We start from the raw sequence: 16,803 nt of genomic DNA on the forward strand, positions 1-16,803 counted from the left end.
ACAGGCCTTCCGGCTACAGACGCACCATCCCGAGGGCACCTGTCTCTCTCACGCCCGCGGTGCCACCGGCACGGCTCTGCAGGGGCCGGTGGCGCCGCGGTCCGGGCAGAGCCTCGGGAGGCGAGGACCTCCCGCGAGGCGGCCCGCGGCAGACATCAGCAGGTCAGGGTGAACGGAGGGGTAATTCCGGCCCTGATCAGGTCCACACCCCTGGTCCTCAGGTCGCTCATCTGACTGATGGCGTCGCCTATGGAGGAATCCTTCGTCGTCCAGCACGACTCCAGGTCGATCATCAGGTCCGTGAAGGATCCGGCGAAATCCTGCTGGCCGGATCCATCCGACCCTCCGCTGGAAAACGTGTATACCGCGGGCGTTTCGATGACCGGGCCCGCGTACTGAAAACCGTCCCCCACCGCGACCAAACCTCTGCCGTAGTAGACCTCGGCGAACATGTAGTAATGAGCGAAGGTGGACGAGTCGGGGGCACTTTCGTCGGGCGACGTGTCCGTGCCCTCACCCTGCACGGTGATCACCTTTATGGCGTTCAGGGCGTCCGCCACGGTGTTGACGGGGAGCAGCTGATCGGCACCCACGTTGGTGTTGACCTGGTTCGGGGACGGGTTCTGCGGCAGCGATCCGCCGGGGAAGACCTCGGTGAATCCGCGTGCGATCGCGTCGTAGAACTGGCCGATGGTCGGCGCCGCCGGCGGCGGGGGCGGCGGAGGCGTGACCGGCTGCGGCACAGCGGGGCCCGCCTCCGGATACTCGATGGCCATGAACGTCTGCAGCGTCTGCGTCCCCAGCGGCGCCAGCCCGACGACAAGGCCCGGATGTACGCCACCAGGCAGTCCCGTGACCGGGTATCTCGGAACGAAGTCCGCCGCGGTGATCTCACCCTTGAGCGATGCTCCGGTAGCGGTGTACATGTTGCAGGCCAAGCCGAAATGCAGCATCTCCTGCGTCACCACCGTCTTCAGTCGCTTCTCCACCTCACTCGGATCGGGATCCCGGACCGACCACTGTGCACACAGATACGGCGGAATGGTGGAGAACTCCAGCTGGATCGCGGTGAGCAGCGAGGCCTGGAGCTCGAAGAGATCACTGATGCCGTTTTCGACGGTCTCACGGATCGTCCTTCTGTATGACACGAGAACTCCCTGTCCAGATAGCCACCGGCGTGACGGTGACGATGGAGACGTCCGGGTTCGGGCAGGCGGCCGAAACATCCTGCGGCCCTGACCTGCCCGCATCGTTGGACGGCTCGACACGGCAGGCAAGGAACACCACTGTCACCTTGCCGACCCGCCCGGTCCGATCGCCACCCGCGTCGCGACGCGGGACCGCCGCTTTCCTCTTCGCACGGCCACCGCATGATCGACTTGGTCGAGCACCCCGACGAGCTCGCGGCCGCGTACACGCGCGCCTTCGCGACCACCGACCGCCCGTTCCTGGTCGACGTCCGCTGTGACCGCAACTGCCCGACGCCCAACGTCCAGGAGGGGCCGGGACCGTCGGATACCTCGACGACACTGCGCACTCGCGCCCGCGATCACGACGGAAAACGTGAAACGCCCAGCTTCGCCAAGATGGCGCGGGGCGCCGGCCACGGCCCGGGGCCGGGTCTCCTCGAACAGGAACCAGCCAGACTGTCGGCGAAGGCGCCGGGGATCCGCGGGGCGCGGTCCCGTAGACCCCGGCCGCCGCTGTTGAGATGACGGAGGCAGTGATGAGCAAGGACGTGGTGGTCGTCCTCGGTGTGGGCGGCATGGGCGCGGCGATCGCCCGCCGGTTCGGTGGATCCCGGACCCTGTTACTCGCCGACGCCAACGACGACACACTCACGACGGTCGCCGGCGCGCTGCGGGATGAGGGGCACGAGGTCGTCACCCGGCCCGTGGACGTGTCCGAGGGAGAGTCCGTCGCCGCACTGGCGGACGTCGCCGCCGGTCTGGGTCCCGTCACACACGCCGTCCACACGGCCGGTCTTTCGATGGCGCAGGCGGGGCCGGACGCGATCATCCGGGTGGATCTGCTCGGTGTCGCGCACTTCCTCGACGAGTTCGCACGTGTCATCGCGCCCGGCGGAGCCGGCGTGGTCATCTCCAGCACCGCCGGGCACTTCGCGCCGCGGCTGCCCGCCGACCAGGAGCGCGCGCTCGCCATCACACCCGCCTGCGAGCTGCTGGAGCTCCCGTTCCTGTCGAGCCAGGTGGTCACGGAACCGACCGGCGCCTACAGCCTGGCCAAGCTGGGGGCGATGCTGCGCGTGCGGGCGGCGGCTCCGCCCTGGGGGCGGCGCAGGGCCCGCGTCAATTCGGTGAGCCCCGGTGTGATCTCGACGCCGATGGGGCGCCTCGAACTGGACGGGCCCTGGGGGGACGCGCTGCGCTCCGTCACCGACGCGGCCCCCGCGGGACGGATCGGCACACCGGACGACGTGGCCGACGCGGTGTCGTTCCTCCTCGGCCCCCAGTCGACGTTCATCACCGGAACGGACCTCCTGGTGGACGGTGGTTCGGTCGCGATGCACCTCAGTGAGAGCTGGGCTCGTCAGCCACTCCGATAGGCGCGGCGGCGGTATCAGTCGCGGCGGCGGTATCAGGCGAGACAGTCACGGAAGTCGCGGGTCTCCGGCGAGACAGATCTGTCGTACTGTGTCGCTGTACAACGTCGGACGAAAACTGTCTCGCCGTTCGTGATCGCCCCGCGCCCACCGGCACGGGCGTCCACCGACTCGGGCGTCCGCCGGCATGGGCCAGGACCATCGCCGGTTCCGTCACCCGATCCGGCTCCGAATCCGGCGGGCCGCGGGCTCGAACTGGAGACCTGCGACGCCCCACGCTTCCAGGAGGACCGTCAGATGACGCGAGCTGTTCACAGCGGGAACCGGCACAGCCGTCCCTTACGGCGAGTCGAGGGCCGATGACGGGCGGCGCACGCTCCGGGTGGGTCGGTGTCGTCACCGGGGCCGCCAACGGCATCGGAAGGGCCGTCACCAGGCGGTTCGTCGCCGAAGGCGGGAAAGTCGTCGGCGGTGACATCGACGAGCCGGGCCTGGCGGCCCTGAGCGCCGAGCTCGGCCCCGACGCCTTCGCGGCCGCCCGGTGCGACGTGACCGTCGAGGACGACGTGGCCGCACTGGTCGCGCTGGCCGCGGCCAGGTTCGGCGGCCTCGACGTCGTGGTCGCCAACGCCGGTGGCGGCACCCTCGGCGAGGTCGCCGACCACGATTTCGGCGAGTGGCGGCGGATCGTCGACCTGAGCCTGCACGGGGCGTTCCTGACCCTCAAGCACGGCGGGCGGGCACTGCGGGAGGCCGGGCGAGGAGGGTCGATCGTCACGGTCGCGAGCCTCAACGCGGTGCAGCCCGGCCGCGGTGTGGCGGCCTACTGCGCGGCCAAGGCGGGCGCCGTGGCGCTGACCGAGGTCGCCGCGCTGGAGCTGGGCCGGCACGGAATCCGGGTGAACGCGGTCGCCCCGGGCCTGGTCCGCACCGGGCTCACCGGTGGTGTGTGGCACCTGCCCGGCCTGGTCGACGAGTTCGTCGACAACGCCCCCCTCGGGCGGTTCGCGGAACCTGAGGAGATCGCGAACGTCATCTACTTCCTCGCCTCGGAGCAGGCGTCCTTCGTCTCCGGCTCCCTGTACAGCGTCGACGGGGGCGCGCGGACCGGGCGCTATCCCGACATGATTGCCGGAATGGAGCGGGCGATCCGCTCCGCCGGGAACGGCGCGCCCCGCGCCGCCGGCTGACTCGTTTTCTCAGGCGGTTCCGCCGGCGGCGCCGGATGGCGGCGCACGGCGGGAGCGCGATCTCTCCGGAAGGCAGAGCATGGACCTCTCTGGCGTCGGCGTGTGGAGCCAGCAGCTGCGCTACAGCGACCCCGGCGAAGCCGCCGAGGCGGCGGCCGAGCTCGAGGAGCTCGGCTTCAGCGCGCTGTGGATCCCGGACATGGGCGGCGACACGTTCGAGGCCGCCGAGCGGCTGCTCGCCGCCACTCGCTCCACCGTCGTGGCGACCGGCGTCCTCAACCTCTGGTACTGCCCGGCGGAGCAGGCGGCCGCGTCGTATGCGGCGCTGGCGGCGAAACACGACGACCGGCTGCTGCTCGGCATCGGGGTGAGCCACGCGATCGCCGTGGACTCCGCGGCGGAGCCCGGCAGATACCAGCGGCCGCTGACCGCGATGAAGACCTACCTCGACGGCCTCGACGCCGCGGAGCAGCCCGTCCCCCAGGACAGCCGGGTCCTCGCCGCGCTCGGCCCCCGCATGCTGGAGCTCGCGTCCAGGCGGGCCCGCGGTGTCCATCCCTACCTGGTCACGCCGGAGCACACCCGGATCGCGCGGGAGGCGGTGGGCGACGGTCCGCTCGTGCTGCCCGAGCAGACCGTCGTCCTGTGCTCCGGCAAGGAGGAGGCCCAGGCGATCGCGGGCGGGTGGCTGCGCGGCTACCTCTCCCTCCCGAACTACGCCAACAGCCTGATCCGGCTGGGATTCGAGCCCGACGAGGTGGCAGCCGCGGACGGCCGGGTGTTCGACGCGATGATCGCCTGGGGGGACGAGGCGGCGGTCAGGCGCAGGGTGGAGGAGCACCGGGCCGCGGGCGCGGACCACGTCACCCTCCAGGTGCTCACCGCGGACCAGACCGCCTTCCCCCGTGAGGAGTGGCGCAGGCTCGCCGCGGCCCTGCTTTAGCCGGGCTGGACGTCTGCCGTTCCCAGCTCCCCCGCTCACCGGGCGCTGTCGTCACCGCCGGCCGTGCCCGGGCGCCCGGGACTGTTGCGTCTACCCCCGAGCGCGCTGGATGATTGGATAAATTATCCGATGAGCACTCAGAGCCACCGGTACAACCTGAGAGGTCACCGCCGTTGCTCAGCAACCAGGAAATTCACGAGGCACTCTGCGCACCGGGGCAGTTCTTCGAGTGGGAGACCGTCGAGATACGCGGCGTGCCGACCCGGACCTGGAAGAACGCTCCCCGGAACCTCGGTGCCGTCCTGGCTCAGGGAGCGGCGGCCGGCGGCTCGCGGGACTTCATCGTCCTCGGCGAGGAACGAATCTCCCACGTTCGCCACCTCCAGCTCGTCGAGGCCCTCGCCGCCTCACTCGTCGACGAGCTCGGCGTCCGCAAGGGCGACCGGGTGGCGATCGCGATGCGCAACATCCCGGAATGGTCGATCGCGTTCTTCGCCGCGACCAGGATCGGCGCCGTCGCCGTGGCATTGAACTCGTTCGGCAACGGCGCCGAACTCGCCTACACCCTCGACGACTCCGGCGCCACGGTCGTCATCGCCGACGGTGAGCGGATTGAGCGGCTCGCGACCGTCCCCGGCGCGCTCGACGGGCGCACGGTCATCGGTACCCGGCTCGACGACCGCAAGGGCACCGCCGACCTGCCCGCGGGAATCCTGCCGTTCGCGGCGCTCACCGAGCGGGAGCACGGCCCCGTCGACGTCGACGTCGAGCCCGACGACCTCGCCACGCTCTTCTACACGTCCGGCAGCACCGCCAACCCCAAGGGCGTCGCCGGGACCCACCGCAACGCCTGCGCGAACCTCATGAACATGATGTTCGTCGGCGCCCGCACCATGCAGCGCGACGCGACACCGTCGGCAGCTCCCTCGGGGCCGACCGTCCAGATGCTGTCGGTGCCCCTGTTCCACGCCACCGGCTGCCACGCGACTCTGGTCAGCACCGCCGCCTTCGGCGGGACCCTCGTCCTCATCCGCCGGTGGGACGCGGAGGTCGCCCTCGATCTCATGGAGCGCGAGCGGGTGACCTCGTTCTCCGGTGTGCCGACGATGCTGTGGGACCTCCTCAACGCGCCGTCGGTCGACCGCCGCGACCTCAGCGCCCTGCAGAGGTTCGGCGGCGGGGGCGCCGCCTCGCCGCCGGCGCTCTCACGCCGCATCCGCGAGCGGTTCCCCACCGTGATCGCGGCAACGGGCTACGGCCTGACCGAGACCTCGGCGCTCACCACCTCGATCAACGGCTCCGACTACCAGAACCGGCCCGCGAGCGTCGGTGCGCCCGTCCCCGTGGCCGAGGTGCGCATCGTCGGTGACGACGGCTCGGACGCCGCACCGGGGGACTCCGGGGAGATCTGGGTCCGGGGTCCGAACGTCTGCGCCGGCTACTGGAGCCGGGCCGAGCTGGCCGCGGTGCCGTTCGAGGACGGCTGGCTGCGCAGCGGTGACCTCGGACGCTTCGACGACGAGGGCTTCCTCTACATCGTCGACCGGCTGAAGGACATCGTCATCCGGGGCGGCGAGAACATCTCGACGCTCGAGGTCGAGGCCGCGCTGATGGAGCACCCGGCCGTGCTGGAGGCGACCGTCTTCGCGGTGGGGCACCCGACCCTCGGCGAGGAGGTCGCCGCGGTCGTCCATGTCGCGGCCGGCTCCCCGACCACCACCGAGGACCTGCGCGCGCATGTCGGCACGCTCCTCGCCGCGCACAAGGTCCCGGCCCACGTGTGGCTGTCCGCGGAGCCGCTGCCCCGCAGTGACACCGGCAAGCTGCTCAAGCGCGCCATCCGGACCACCTACTCGCCCCTGGCCGGCAACGCCTGACGCCGGGCCGGGCCAGGCCGGCCGGCCTGGCCCGGCGGACCGCTCAACGGCGCACCGCTCAACGGCCCTGCGCGGACATGCCTCCGTCGACGGTGATCACCGCGCCGTTCACGAACGACGCCTCCAGCGCGGTCAACGCCACGATCATGTGCGCGACCTCCTCGGGTCGGCCGTAACGGCCGGCCGGGATGGCGCGGCGCGCGAACGTCTCCCGGTGCGCCGCCGGGATCGCCTCGGTCATCCCGGTCAGCGTCGCGCCGGGGCATACGCAGTTCGCGGTGATCCCGCGCCGCCCGAGATCGACCGCGAGTGACCGGGTGAAGCCGAGCAGCCCGTGTTTGGACACCGTGTACGGCCCGGTGAGCCGGCCGGCGCCGAGCGCCTCGGTGGAGGCGACGTTGACGATCCGCCCGGCGCCGCACGCGATCAGGTCCGCCAGGCAGGCCCGTACCACCAGCATCGCGCCGGTCAGGTTGACCGCGAGGGTCCGCTCCCAGGCCTCCGGGAAATGCTCGTCCCCCAGGTTGCCGCCGGCGGGCATCCCGGCCGCGTTCACCACGACGCCGATCGGCCCGAGCTCGTCGCGCACTCGGGCGACGGCCTCGCCGACTGCGGCACTGTCGCTGACATCCACCGGGCCCAGACCGATGCCGCCGCCGGATGGACCGGCGTCGCCCGCGCGGTCGAGAACGGCCACCCGCACCCCCTGCGCGGCGAGCAGTCCGGCGGTGGCCTGGCCGATCCCGCTCGCCCCGCCGGTCACCACCGCGACCCGCGGTGAGCCGGGCTCCGGCAGCCCCTGGGCACCGGCTGCCGTCGCGGCCGGGTCCGGCCCGCTCACCGTCCCGCTTCCCGGTCGGCGGCGGGCGGCGGCATCTCGATGACGACCTTGCCGAGCGCCCGGCGCTGCCGCACGACCCGCAGCGCCTCGGCGGCCTGCTCGAGCGGGAACCGGTGCCCGATCGACGGCCGGACCAGGCCCTGGCGATACCAGTCGAACAGCGCCCGCATGTCCTGCTCGTTCGCCGCCGGGTCGCGCAGGGCGGACATCCCGTAGGCGACACCGATGATCGAGACGCACTTGAGGATCGTCTGGTTGACGCTCACGGTCGGGATACCGCCCGCGAACCCGATCGTCAGATAGCGCCCGTACCAGGCGAGGGACCGCAGCGGTTCGCGGATGTCGGTGCCGCCCACGGTGTCGAACACGACGTCGACCCCCTCGCCACCGGTGTGCCCGCGCACCAGCGCCGAGAGGGCCTTCGGATCCTGCGGGTCGAGCTCCCGGTGGTCGATGACGACATCGGCGCCGAGCTGGCGGACCAGCGCGGTCTTCTCGGCGCCGCCGGCGACCGCCACGACCCGGGCGCCGGCCGCCCTGGCCACCTGGACGGCGGCCGAACCGCAGCCGCCGCTCGCTCCGGTGATCAGCACCGACTCACCGGCCCGCAGGCTGCCGCGGCGGATCAGCCCGTGGTAGGCGGTGCCGTAGGTGATGGTGAACGCCGCGGCCTCGTCGTAGGGCATCTCGGCGGGGATGCGGTGCACCTGCTGCCACGGCGGCACGGCGTCGGCCTCGGTCGCGAAGGCCCCGGCGCCGACGACCGACAGGACCCGGTCGCCGACGGCGATCCCGCCGGCCTCGGCCCCGACCTCGCTTCCGACCTCGACGACGTCGCCGGCGACCTCCGTCCCGGGTACGAACGGCGGCTCCGTCCGGGCCTGGTACTCGCCGCGGATCATCAGCACGTCGGGATAGTTGACCGACGCGGCCCGGACCCTGATCCGGACGGCCTTCGGCCCCAGCGGCGCGCGGGGCCGGTCCCGCAGCTCCAGGGCGTCCTCGCCCACCAGGTCGGTGCAGACGACGGCGCGCACCTGCTCCTCGGCAGGCGTCACGGTCGATGTCATGTTCAGCCTCCGTCCAGCGCGAGCAGCGCGCCGGTCATGTAGGACGATGCGTCCGACGCGAGGAACAGCGCCGTTCCGAGGATCTCCTCGGGGCCGGCGATCCGGCCGAGCGCGATCCGGCCGGCGACCTGTTCGGCGAGCTCGGGCGTCGGGATCGACCGGTCGAAGCTGTCGGTGTGGAAGGAGCCGCAGACGATCGCGTTCACCCGGACGCCTCGGCTGCCGAGCTCGCTGGCCGCGGCGGCGGTCAGCGCGTTCAGCCCGGCCTTCGCCGCCGCGTACACGACGGTGTGCGGGGCGGGGTGGGTCGCCGCCTTCGAGCTGATGTTGATCACCGATCCGCCCGGGGGCAGATACTCGGCCGCGAGCCCGGTCAGCCGCAGCGGGCCCTTGAGGTTGACCGCGACCGTCTTCTCGAACAGCGCCTCGGTGACACCGGCCAGCGACGGCGGCACCGGCGCGATCCCGGCGTTGTTCACCAGCACGTCGAGCCGGCCCAGCTCGCCCACGGTCCGGGCTACCAGCCGCTCGCAGTCATGCCAGTCGCCGACGTGCGCGCCGACCGCGAGCGCCCGGCGGCCCTGCGCCCGGATCTCGGCGGCCACCGGCTCGCAGGCCGCCGCCGTGCGGCTGGACACGACCACGTCGGCGCCGGCCGCGGCGAACCCGAGCGCGATGGCCCGGCCCAGCCCCCGGCTCGCGCCGGTCACCAGCGCCACCTTGCCGTCGAGGCGGAACGAGGGCCCGGTCATGACGACACGTCCGCGTCCTGGAGGTACTCGTCGCGCAGCGCGCCCTTGGCCAGCTTGCCGGTGGGCATGCGGGGCAGCTCCTCCCGGAAGGAGAAGACCCGGGGGGCCTTGTAGTGGGCGAGGCTCTCGCGGGCGTGGGCGCGCAGGCGCTCCGCGAGCTCCGATGACGGCGCCACCCCGGCCGCCGGCTGGACGACGGCGTGCACGTACTGGCCCATCTCCGGGTCGGGCAGGCCGAACACCGCGACGTCGGCGACCTCCGGGTGCATCACCAGGCAGGACTCGATCTCGGCCGGGTAGATGTTCACCCCACCCGATATGATCATGAAACTCTTCCGGTCGGTGAGATACAGGTAGCCCTCGTCATCGACGTAGCCGACATCGCCGACCGCGGTCCAGTTCGGGTGGTCCGGGTGCCGGCTGGCCCGGGTCTTCTCCGGATCGCCGTGGTAGGCGAACGGTGCCTCGGCCTGCTCGAAGTAGATCAGCCCGGGCTGGCCGGCGGGCAGTTCGGCGCCGTCGTCGCCGCAGACGTGCGGGATGCCGACCAGCGGCCGCCCGACGGAGCCGGGATGGCGCAGCCAGTCGGCGGCGCCGATGTAGCTGAGCCCGGAGCCCTCGGTGCTCGCGTAGTACTCGTCCACGATCGGGCCCAGCCAGTCGATCATCGCCCGTTTGACCGCGGGCGGGCAGGGCGCCGCCGCGTGGACCACGCGGCGCAGACTCGACAGGTCGTACCGCAGCCGCCGCTCGTCGGGCAGCTTCAGCACGCGCACGAGCATCGTCGGGACGATCTGGGTGTGGGTGACCCGCTCGCGTTCGATCACGGCGAGCATGCCCTCGGCGTCGAACTTCTCCAGCACGACCACGGTGCCCCCGAGTTCGTGGACGCCGGCCGACCACTGCAGCCCCGCCGCGTGGTAGAGCGGTGCCGGGCACAGGTAGACGCTGGTCTCGTCCATCCCGAACAGGGCGCGCTCGAGGGTGGAGGTGCCGACGTTCTCCGGGTCGTCGACGCTGCGCCCGGACAGCGGGCGGCGGATGCCCTTCGGGCGGCCGGTCGTTCCGGACGAGTAGAGCATCACCTCTCCCCGCGGCTGGTCGTCCAGCGGCGTGGGCGGCTCGGTGGCCAGCGCCTCCTCGTAGGGCTCGAATCCGTCCAGCGTGCCGTCCAGGACGAGCCGGCAGGCGCAGTCGGGCACCAGTGCCACCGCCTCGGCCGCGGTCGCGCCGAGTGCGGCCGAGGCGACGATCGCCTTCGACCCGCCGTCGCTGAGGGTGTAGGCCGCCTCCGCCGGGGCGAGGTGCCGGTTGATCGCGGTGATGTAGAGCCCCGACCGCCTCGCCGCCCAGTACACCTCGAAGAAGGCGGGGTGGTTCTCGGCCAGGATCGAGACCGTGTCCCCCACCTGCAGGCCGCGGGCCCGCAGCAGCCGTGCCAGCTGGGTGGATCTCGCATCGAGCTGTGCGTAGGTGAGACGCTCACCGCCGGCGGCCATGATGACGGCCGGCCGGTCCGGGTCGGTCTGCGCGTGTAAGCCGGGATAGACCATGTCAGCCCTCCAGAAGATCCGCGTAGCGGGTGCGGGCGGCAGCGCGGCGGGCCGGGACATGCTCGCTGGGCCAGCTGTCCGGGCTGGGGCGATGCTCCTTGAGGACCTCCCGCGCCAGGGTGGCCTGATGGACCTCGGTGGGCCCGTCGGCGATCCCGAGCGCGATCGAGCCGAGCAACATCCGGGCCAGCGGCATCTCGTTGGAGATCCCGAGGGCTCCGTGCGCGTGCATGGTGCGCACCACCGCGTCGTGGTACACCTTCGGCGTCGCGACCTTGACCGCGGCGATCTCCCGGCGGGCGGCCTTCGCCCCGTAGGTGTCCACGCACCAGGCCGCGTGCAGCACCTGAAGGCGGAACTGGGTCAGCTCGATCCAGGCGTCCGCGATCTTCTGCTGGGTGAGCTGCTTTCGCGCCAGCAGCTCACCCTGCGTGGTTCGGCTCAACGCCCGCTCGCACAGCATGTCCAGGCAACGGGCGACCGCGCCGACCGTGCGCATGGCGTGATGCAGCCGGCCGCCGCCGAGCCGGGTCTGGGCGATGACGAACGCCTGCCCCTCGGCGCCGAGCAGGTTCTCCGCCGGGACCGTGACCCCGTCATAGCGCACGTAGGGATGGTTGCCGGTTCCCGCGGCGTCGTAGCCCAGCCCGGTGCGCCGGATCACCTCCAGCCCGGGTGTTCCCGCCGGCACGAGGAACATCGACGTGCCCTGGTAGATGGAGACGTCCGGGTTGGTGACCGCCATGACGATCGTGAACGCGGCCTTCTCGAAGCTGGAGGAGAACCACTTCTCCCCGTCGATCACCCAGTGGTCGCCGTCGCGCACCGCGCGGGTGGTGAACAGCGCCGGGTCGGCGCCGCCCTGCGGCTCGGTCATCGCGTAACAGGACGAGATCCGCCCGTCGAGCAACGGCGCGAGATAGCGCTCCTGCTGCCCGGGCGTTCCGTAGTGAGCGAGGATCTCGGCGTTGCCGGAGTCCGGCGCCTGGCAGCCGAAGACCGTCGGCGCGAACGCGGAGCGCCCCAGGATCTCGTTCATCAGCGCGAGCTGGACCTGCCCGTAGCCCTGGCCGCCGAACTCCGGGGTCAGGTGACACGACCACAGCCCGCGCTCGCGCACCCGGTCCTGCAGCGGGCGCAGGTGACGCTCATGCACCGGGTGGGACTTGTCGTACACGATCTCCTCGTCGCCGAACGCCAGGTCCAGCGGCTCGATCTCGGTGGCGACGAACTCCCGGATCCAGGCGAGCTCCGCGGCGAGCGCCGGCTCCACATCGAAACTGACCATCTGTTGTCCCCTTCTGCCCAGCAGGACTGGTGACGCGATACGTGTGGCCCGGGCCTACTCGTGCAGGTGGACGAGCTGGCGGGCGCGGTCGAGGTTCCACCGGGCCCGCGCGCCGACGTCCTCCATGGCGGGGCGGGTGGGATCCCGCAGCGAGCGCTGGTAGATGCCCTCCAGCAGCACGGTGAGGCGGAAGTTGTAGAGGACCTGGTAGTAGGTCAGGTCGGCCAGGCCGAGCCCGCCCACCGCGCCGGGCCCCGAGGCGGCTCCCCTGGCAGCCGAGTACCACTCGATCAGCTGGTCAGGAGTTCCCCACCCGTCGCCCAGAGAGGTGCTCCAGATCTCGCAGAACCCGGCCAGGTCGAGCAGCGGGTCACCGATCGTCGCGGTCTCCCAGTCGAGGATCGCGACGACCCGCCCCGGAGGCTCCGGCGCGATCAGCACGTTGAGCATGTGGTAGTCGCCGTGGATGAGCGTGGGCGTGAACGACTCCGGCAGATGGCCGCGCAGCCAGGCGGTCACCCCGTCGACGCCCGGGAGCTCCCGGCCCTCGTAGGAGCGCAGCTGGCGCGTCCAGCGCTCGGTCTGCCGCTCGTGGAACCCCTCGGGCCGCCCCAGGTCCGCAAGCCCTCGGTCGCGCCAGTCGACGGCGTGCAGCCGGGCCAGTGACTCGGCCATGGACCTGCTGATCTCGACGCGGCCCGGGTCGGTCGCCAGCGGCTGCGGCGGCGGTGTCAGCGCCACGCCGTCGACCCGTTCCATCAGGTAGAAGGTGCGGCCGAGCACGGCCGGGTCCTCGCACAGCGCGACGACCGCCGGGTGGGGCACGCCGGTGCCCTCCAGCGCGGCGAGGATGCGGAACTCGCGCACCATCCCGGCGTCGGCGTTCGGCATGGCGACGGCCGCCGGCCGGCGCAGCACCCACCGCTGGTTCCCGCGGTCCACGGTGAACATGGCGTTGGACCTGCCGCCGGCCAACGGCGCCGCCGAGACCGGCAGTCGTGCTTCGAGTCCCTGTGCGTCGAGCCAGCGTGCCAGCCGGTCGACATCGAGCAGTCCGCTCACGGCGCTCCTTCGCGGCGTTACGCGAATCTTTGTCTAGACAAACTGTGCTGAGGGGACGATAGCCTTGGATCCGCGGACGCGCCAGCCTCGAACCAGTCCGCCCGCACCGGCCCCGCCACCACGGGCGTCCAGAACGGACATCCGAGACGGCATCCGGGAAGCTTGTCGACAGGACCGGGGCGACCCAAGGGACCAGGGAGGGACCTAGCGTTGGCAGTGCCGCGACATCGGGTACTCACCGAGGAGCTGCTCGCCGGCATCGCCGACGGCCGCTACCCGGTCGGCAGCCGGTTGCCCACCGAGGAACAGCTGTGCGCGGCACACGGCCTGGCCAGGGAGACGGTACGGCGGGCACTGCGGCGACTCGAGGAGCTGGGGCTCGTCAACCGCCGGCCCGGCGCCGGAACCACGGTGGTCGCGACCAGGCCGGTCACCGACTACCAGCCGTTCGCCCAGTCGGCGGACGACATCCTCGCCCTCGCGGTCGAGACCCGGATAGCCCGGCCCACCTCCGCGGACATCGTTCTCGACGCCGACACCGCCCGCCGGGTCGGCGCCGAGGCGGGAACGTCGTGGTTCGTCGTCCGCGGGGCGCGGACCCGGCGCGGCGACGACACCCCGGTCTGCTGGAGCGAGCAGTACCTGCGGGGCGACCTGCCGCATGACCTGATCCTGCGGGTCAGCTTCCAGGCCGCCGACCTCGCCGACAAACCCGTCGAGCAGATCATCTCGGCCGCCCTGCTCACCGACGAGATGGGCCGCGCCCTCGGAGCCGCCCCCGGATCGGCGGCCCTGGTCATCACCCGGCGGCACTACGGCTCCGACGGCCGCCTGGTGAGCACCGGCATCCACACCCACCCCGCCGACCGCTACCAGATCTCCACCCGGCTCGGCTGATCGGCCAGGGCGTCAGGCCTCGTCGTAGGGGCCCAGGATGAGGCGGACGACCTCCTCCAGCTGCCGGGAGAAGTCGGCGAAGGTGAGCCGGCCGCAGATCCACGCGGTGAGGCCGGAGCCGAGTGTGGCGTTGATGGCCGTCATCGCCGGGCGGACCACATCGGCGGGAACACCCTCCATGAGGGCCATGAGGGTCGCGTAGTTGTCCGAGCGCAGACCGGCGAGCTCCTCACTGGCGAACGGGTCTCCCGACACCTCGACGTAGGCGACGAGGCGGGCGAAGTTCGGGTGCCGCTGGAACGCCCGCGTCTCCCGGCTGAGGAAGGACAGCACCCGGGTGCAGGCACCGCCAGGGGCGGAGCGGTTGCGCGAGGCGTCCCGGCTGACCTCGGCGCGGACCCGGTCGGTGAGCCGCCGCTGCCAGTCCGCCCAGGCCGCCGCGAGCAGATGGTCCTTGGAGGAGAAGTAGCGGTACGCGGTGCCGAGCGCCACGCCGGACCGCTCCGCCACGTCGCGCATCTGCAGCTGCTCGGGACCCATCTGGTCGATCATCTCGATGACCGTGTCGGTCAGCCGGCGCCGTCGCTCGAGCTGGGCCGGCGTCATGGTGCTGACCGGCTGCGGCAGCGTCTCCTCTTTCGCCACGACTACACGCTACCTGAAAGCCGATTCCATCCAGGTTCGGTCGGTCGCCAACCGGCAGCCGACCGGACCAGCCCCCACCACGACAGAACCGGGTTCTAGCATCTGACAGGTCAGGTGTGGGTTCCGTCGACGTAGACGTCGACCTTCTCGTCGTAGAAGCAGACCAGGCCGGCGATGCGGATGCTCTCCGGCAGCGGGGTGCGGTAGATCCAGACGACGTCCTCGTGGACCTTGTCGTTGACCTGGACGGAGAAGTAGCCGGCGGTTCCCTTGTACGGGCAGTGGGTGGACGACTCCGACGGCAGCAACAGCTCCGTCCGCACGTCGGTCAGCGGCAGGTAGTAACGCGGGCGGATACCCGACTCGAACAGGACGACCGGCCGGGCCGACTCGGCGACCGTCACGCCGTCGATCTCCACCCGCACCTGCCGGGAGCTGGAGAGGACATCGATGCGGTGATAGGGGTTACGCGCGTGCCCGTAGACGAGCTCGTCCTCCTCCAGCCATTCGTCCATCGCGTCCCAGTCGAGCCGGACGAGGCCACGCAGCTGCGGGATGGGCGAATCGGGGTAGGTGCCCGCGGCGTCCGGGGCCGTCCGGCCGCCGATGACCACGTCGTGGCGGACCGCGTCACCCCGGCTCGGCGAGCGCGCAATCTTCCCGTTCGGCTCCAGGGCCGCCCGGACGTCCTCGGCCGGCAGGTAGTACACGGGATAGTGCGGGCCCTCCCAGACCAGCACGGGCCGGATCGTGTCGACGACGACGTGGCCACCGAGCAGCGCACGGACCCGCTTGTTCGCCTGCTCGGCATGGACCCGCCCACGGCTGACGGTGGTCGCCGGCTTCATCGACCCCGCTGCCGGCAGGGACTCCGCCGGTGCCGGCGTGCCGGGGCCGGGGCTGGGGGGAGGAGGTGTGGCCATCACGTCTCGTTCCTTCCGCCGGGTCCACCCGCGGGCGCGTTGCTCCGTACCACCATTCGACCGTGCGCCTGGTGCCGGGGTCCAGTGGAACAGCGCACGCGCGGGTTGCCGCTGGTTCCGCGGAACCAGCGGCACTCCGGAACGGGCGGCGCCGCGGAACCAGCCGCACCGCGGTTCCACGGAACAGCCGCACCGCGGTTCCGCGGAACCGGCGGCGCCGCGGAACCGGCGCTATGCGGCACGGCGGACGGTGGAGGAGACGCGGCGGGTGCTGGCGCCTCAGATGCGGCGCTTGCGGTCCAGCAGGTGCGCCGGATCCGCCCGGCCCGCGTTGGCGAGCGCCGTCGTCGTGCAGGTGCCGAGCAGGCCGGCGGCGTCGTGGATGGTCGTGAGGCCGAACGAGACGCCGTCGACGGCGTACTGGTCCTGGGCGAGCACGCCGAAGAACTCGCCCACCGGCTCGCGGACCAGCGTCAGGGTGAAGTCCGTGTTGATGTACTGGAGGCCGCCGGTGCCGCGGTGGGTCAACGGGCTGGTCATGTCGGCGACCAGTATCGCCCGCGCCAGGGGTGTCAGCGGCGTGCCCTCGACCACCTCACGCACCTCACGCAGCCACGACCCACCCCGCTGGACGCCAGCCGTCGGAACCACCGCACCGCCGGACTCGTCACCGCGCACCATCGGCCGCACGTCCGCACGCGAGCCCTCCGGCTGCTGCGGGACGGGCGAGCCCAGCCGCGGGGCGGGCCAGGCCTCGCGCTCGGCGTGCCAGATCTCGCCCGGCGCGTTGCTGGACGGGCGCAGGAACACCGCCGTCGCCCGGGTGACGACCACACCGTCATGGCTGACGTGGACGTCCGCCACCCGGATCCGCCCGCCGGCCCGGACCAGCGACGTGGTCACCTGCAGCGGCGCGTACGGGATCGAGCGGAACATGTCGACCGTGAGCCGGGCGAGCTGGTAGCCGGGCTCCGCCTGCTCCTGCACCAGGACGTGCCCGATCAGGCCGCCGAGGATGCGCCCGCTCACGGATCCGCTCGCCCAGATGCCGCTGGCGAAGCGGCCGGGCTGGTAGCGGCCGTCGTCGAGACGGCGGAAGTAGGCCGACGACTGGCCGCCGTCGGAACCCGGATCGTCGAACGAGGCCTGGTCCGCGAGCACCGCAGGCTGGCCCCCACCCGGATCGGACATACCTACCT

At 72.0% G+C, this 16,803-nt stretch carries 16 protein-coding genes; 6 read left to right on the plus strand and 10 right to left on the minus strand.

All coding sequences use genetic code 11. The features are described from left to right. Positions 1-155: 155 nt before the first annotated feature. A complete protein-coding gene (locus ACG83_RS31420) occupies positions 156-1,148 on the minus strand; it encodes a ferritin-like protein (protein WP_054569872.1) in 993 nt (330 codons plus the stop codon). Between the two features lie 222 nt (positions 1,149-1,370). On the opposite strand from ACG83_RS31420, the gene ACG83_RS31425 reads away from it, so the two are divergent. The 5 genes from ACG83_RS31425 to ACG83_RS31445 all read left to right on the plus strand — a co-directional run bounded on the left by ACG83_RS31425 (position 1,371) and on the right by ACG83_RS31445 (position 6,573). Next, positions 1,371-1,715 (plus strand): hypothetical protein, encoded by a 345-nt coding sequence (locus ACG83_RS31425; RefSeq protein ID WP_054569873.1) that lies wholly within the window; start codon positions 1,371-1,373, stop codon positions 1,713-1,715. A gap of 11 nt (positions 1,716-1,726) precedes the next feature. After that, positions 1,727-2,566, plus strand: coding sequence for an SDR family oxidoreductase (locus ACG83_RS31430; protein WP_054569874.1), 840 nt, complete (start codon positions 1,727-1,729; stop codon positions 2,564-2,566). Between the two features lie 356 nt (positions 2,567-2,922). Beyond that, a complete protein-coding gene (locus ACG83_RS31435) occupies positions 2,923-3,753 on the plus strand; it encodes an SDR family NAD(P)-dependent oxidoreductase (RefSeq protein ID WP_054569875.1) in 831 nt (276 codons plus the stop codon). A 79-nt stretch (positions 3,754-3,832) separates the two neighbouring features. Then, positions 3,833-4,696, plus strand: a complete 864-nt coding sequence (locus ACG83_RS31440) for a TIGR03620 family F420-dependent LLM class oxidoreductase (RefSeq protein ID WP_054569876.1) — start codon at positions 3,833-3,835, stop codon at positions 4,694-4,696. A gap of 173 nt (positions 4,697-4,869) precedes the next feature. Continuing rightward, entirely contained in the window at positions 4,870-6,573 is a 1,704-nt protein-coding gene (locus ACG83_RS31445; RefSeq protein ID WP_054569877.1) for a class I adenylate-forming enzyme family protein, read from the plus strand. Between the two features lie 58 nt (positions 6,574-6,631). Here ACG83_RS31445 and ACG83_RS31450 read toward each other — a convergent pair whose 3' ends face one another. Genes ACG83_RS31450 through ACG83_RS31475 form a run of 6 tightly spaced genes read right to left on the minus strand, consistent with a single transcriptional unit; the run spans position 6,632 to position 13,139 of the window. Next, positions 6,632-7,414, minus strand: a complete 783-nt coding sequence (locus tag ACG83_RS31450) for an SDR family NAD(P)-dependent oxidoreductase (RefSeq protein ID WP_054569878.1) — start codon at positions 7,412-7,414, stop codon at positions 6,632-6,634. Further along, positions 7,411-8,484, minus strand: a complete 1,074-nt coding sequence (locus tag ACG83_RS31455; protein ID WP_054569879.1) for an NADPH:quinone oxidoreductase family protein — start codon at positions 8,482-8,484, stop codon at positions 7,411-7,413. Before ACG83_RS31455 ends, ACG83_RS31450 begins: the two co-directional genes overlap by 4 nt. 2 nt (positions 8,485-8,486) lie before the next feature. Next, positions 8,487-9,236 carry an SDR family NAD(P)-dependent oxidoreductase gene (locus tag ACG83_RS31460; RefSeq protein WP_054569880.1) on the minus strand — a complete coding sequence of 250 codons (750 nt, stop codon included), beginning with the start codon at positions 9,234-9,236 and terminating at the stop codon, positions 8,487-8,489. Continuing rightward, positions 9,233-10,789 carry an acyl-CoA synthetase gene (locus ACG83_RS31465; RefSeq protein ID WP_054569881.1) on the minus strand — a complete coding sequence of 519 codons (1,557 nt, stop codon included), beginning with the start codon at positions 10,787-10,789 and terminating at the stop codon, positions 9,233-9,235. The genes ACG83_RS31460 and ACG83_RS31465 overlap by 4 nt, the downstream gene beginning before the upstream one ends. Before the next feature lies 1 nt (position 10,790). Beyond that, positions 10,791-12,077 (minus strand): acyl-CoA dehydrogenase family protein, encoded by a 1,287-nt coding sequence (locus ACG83_RS31470; protein WP_054569882.1) that lies wholly within the window; start codon positions 12,075-12,077, stop codon positions 10,791-10,793. A 54-nt stretch (positions 12,078-12,131) separates the two neighbouring features. Further along, positions 12,132-13,139 carry a phosphotransferase family protein gene (locus tag ACG83_RS31475; RefSeq protein ID WP_054569883.1) on the minus strand — a complete coding sequence of 336 codons (1,008 nt, stop codon included), beginning with the start codon at positions 13,137-13,139 and terminating at the stop codon, positions 12,132-12,134. Positions 13,140-13,355: 216 nt separating this feature from the next. Between ACG83_RS31475 and ACG83_RS31480 the strand changes: the two genes are divergently transcribed. After that, positions 13,356-14,036, plus strand: a complete 681-nt coding sequence (locus ACG83_RS31480; protein ID WP_054569884.1) for a GntR family transcriptional regulator — start codon at positions 13,356-13,358, stop codon at positions 14,034-14,036. Between the two features lie 12 nt (positions 14,037-14,048). Here ACG83_RS31480 and ACG83_RS31485 read toward each other — a convergent pair whose 3' ends face one another. The 3 genes from ACG83_RS31485 to ACG83_RS31495 all read right to left on the minus strand — a co-directional run bounded on the left by ACG83_RS31485 (position 14,049) and on the right by ACG83_RS31495 (position 16,795). Continuing rightward, positions 14,049-14,681 carry a TetR family transcriptional regulator gene (locus ACG83_RS31485; RefSeq protein WP_054569885.1) on the minus strand — a complete coding sequence of 211 codons (633 nt, stop codon included), beginning with the start codon at positions 14,679-14,681 and terminating at the stop codon, positions 14,049-14,051. 110 nt (positions 14,682-14,791) lie between these two features. Further along, positions 14,792-15,604, minus strand: coding sequence for a DUF427 domain-containing protein (locus ACG83_RS31490; protein ID WP_054569886.1), 813 nt, complete (start codon positions 15,602-15,604; stop codon positions 14,792-14,794). Between the two features lie 279 nt (positions 15,605-15,883). Beyond that, the gene (locus ACG83_RS31495; protein ID WP_054569887.1) at positions 15,884-16,795 is read right to left on the minus strand and encodes a thioesterase family protein; all 912 of its coding nucleotides are present in this window, start codon (positions 16,793-16,795) and stop codon (positions 15,884-15,886) included. Positions 16,796-16,803: the final 8 nt, after the last annotated feature.

Origin of the sequence: Frankia sp. R43, from assembly GCF_001306465.1 — a bacterium.
Taxonomy (GTDB): Bacteria; Actinomycetota; Actinomycetes; order Frankiales; family Frankiaceae; genus Parafrankia; species Parafrankia irregularis.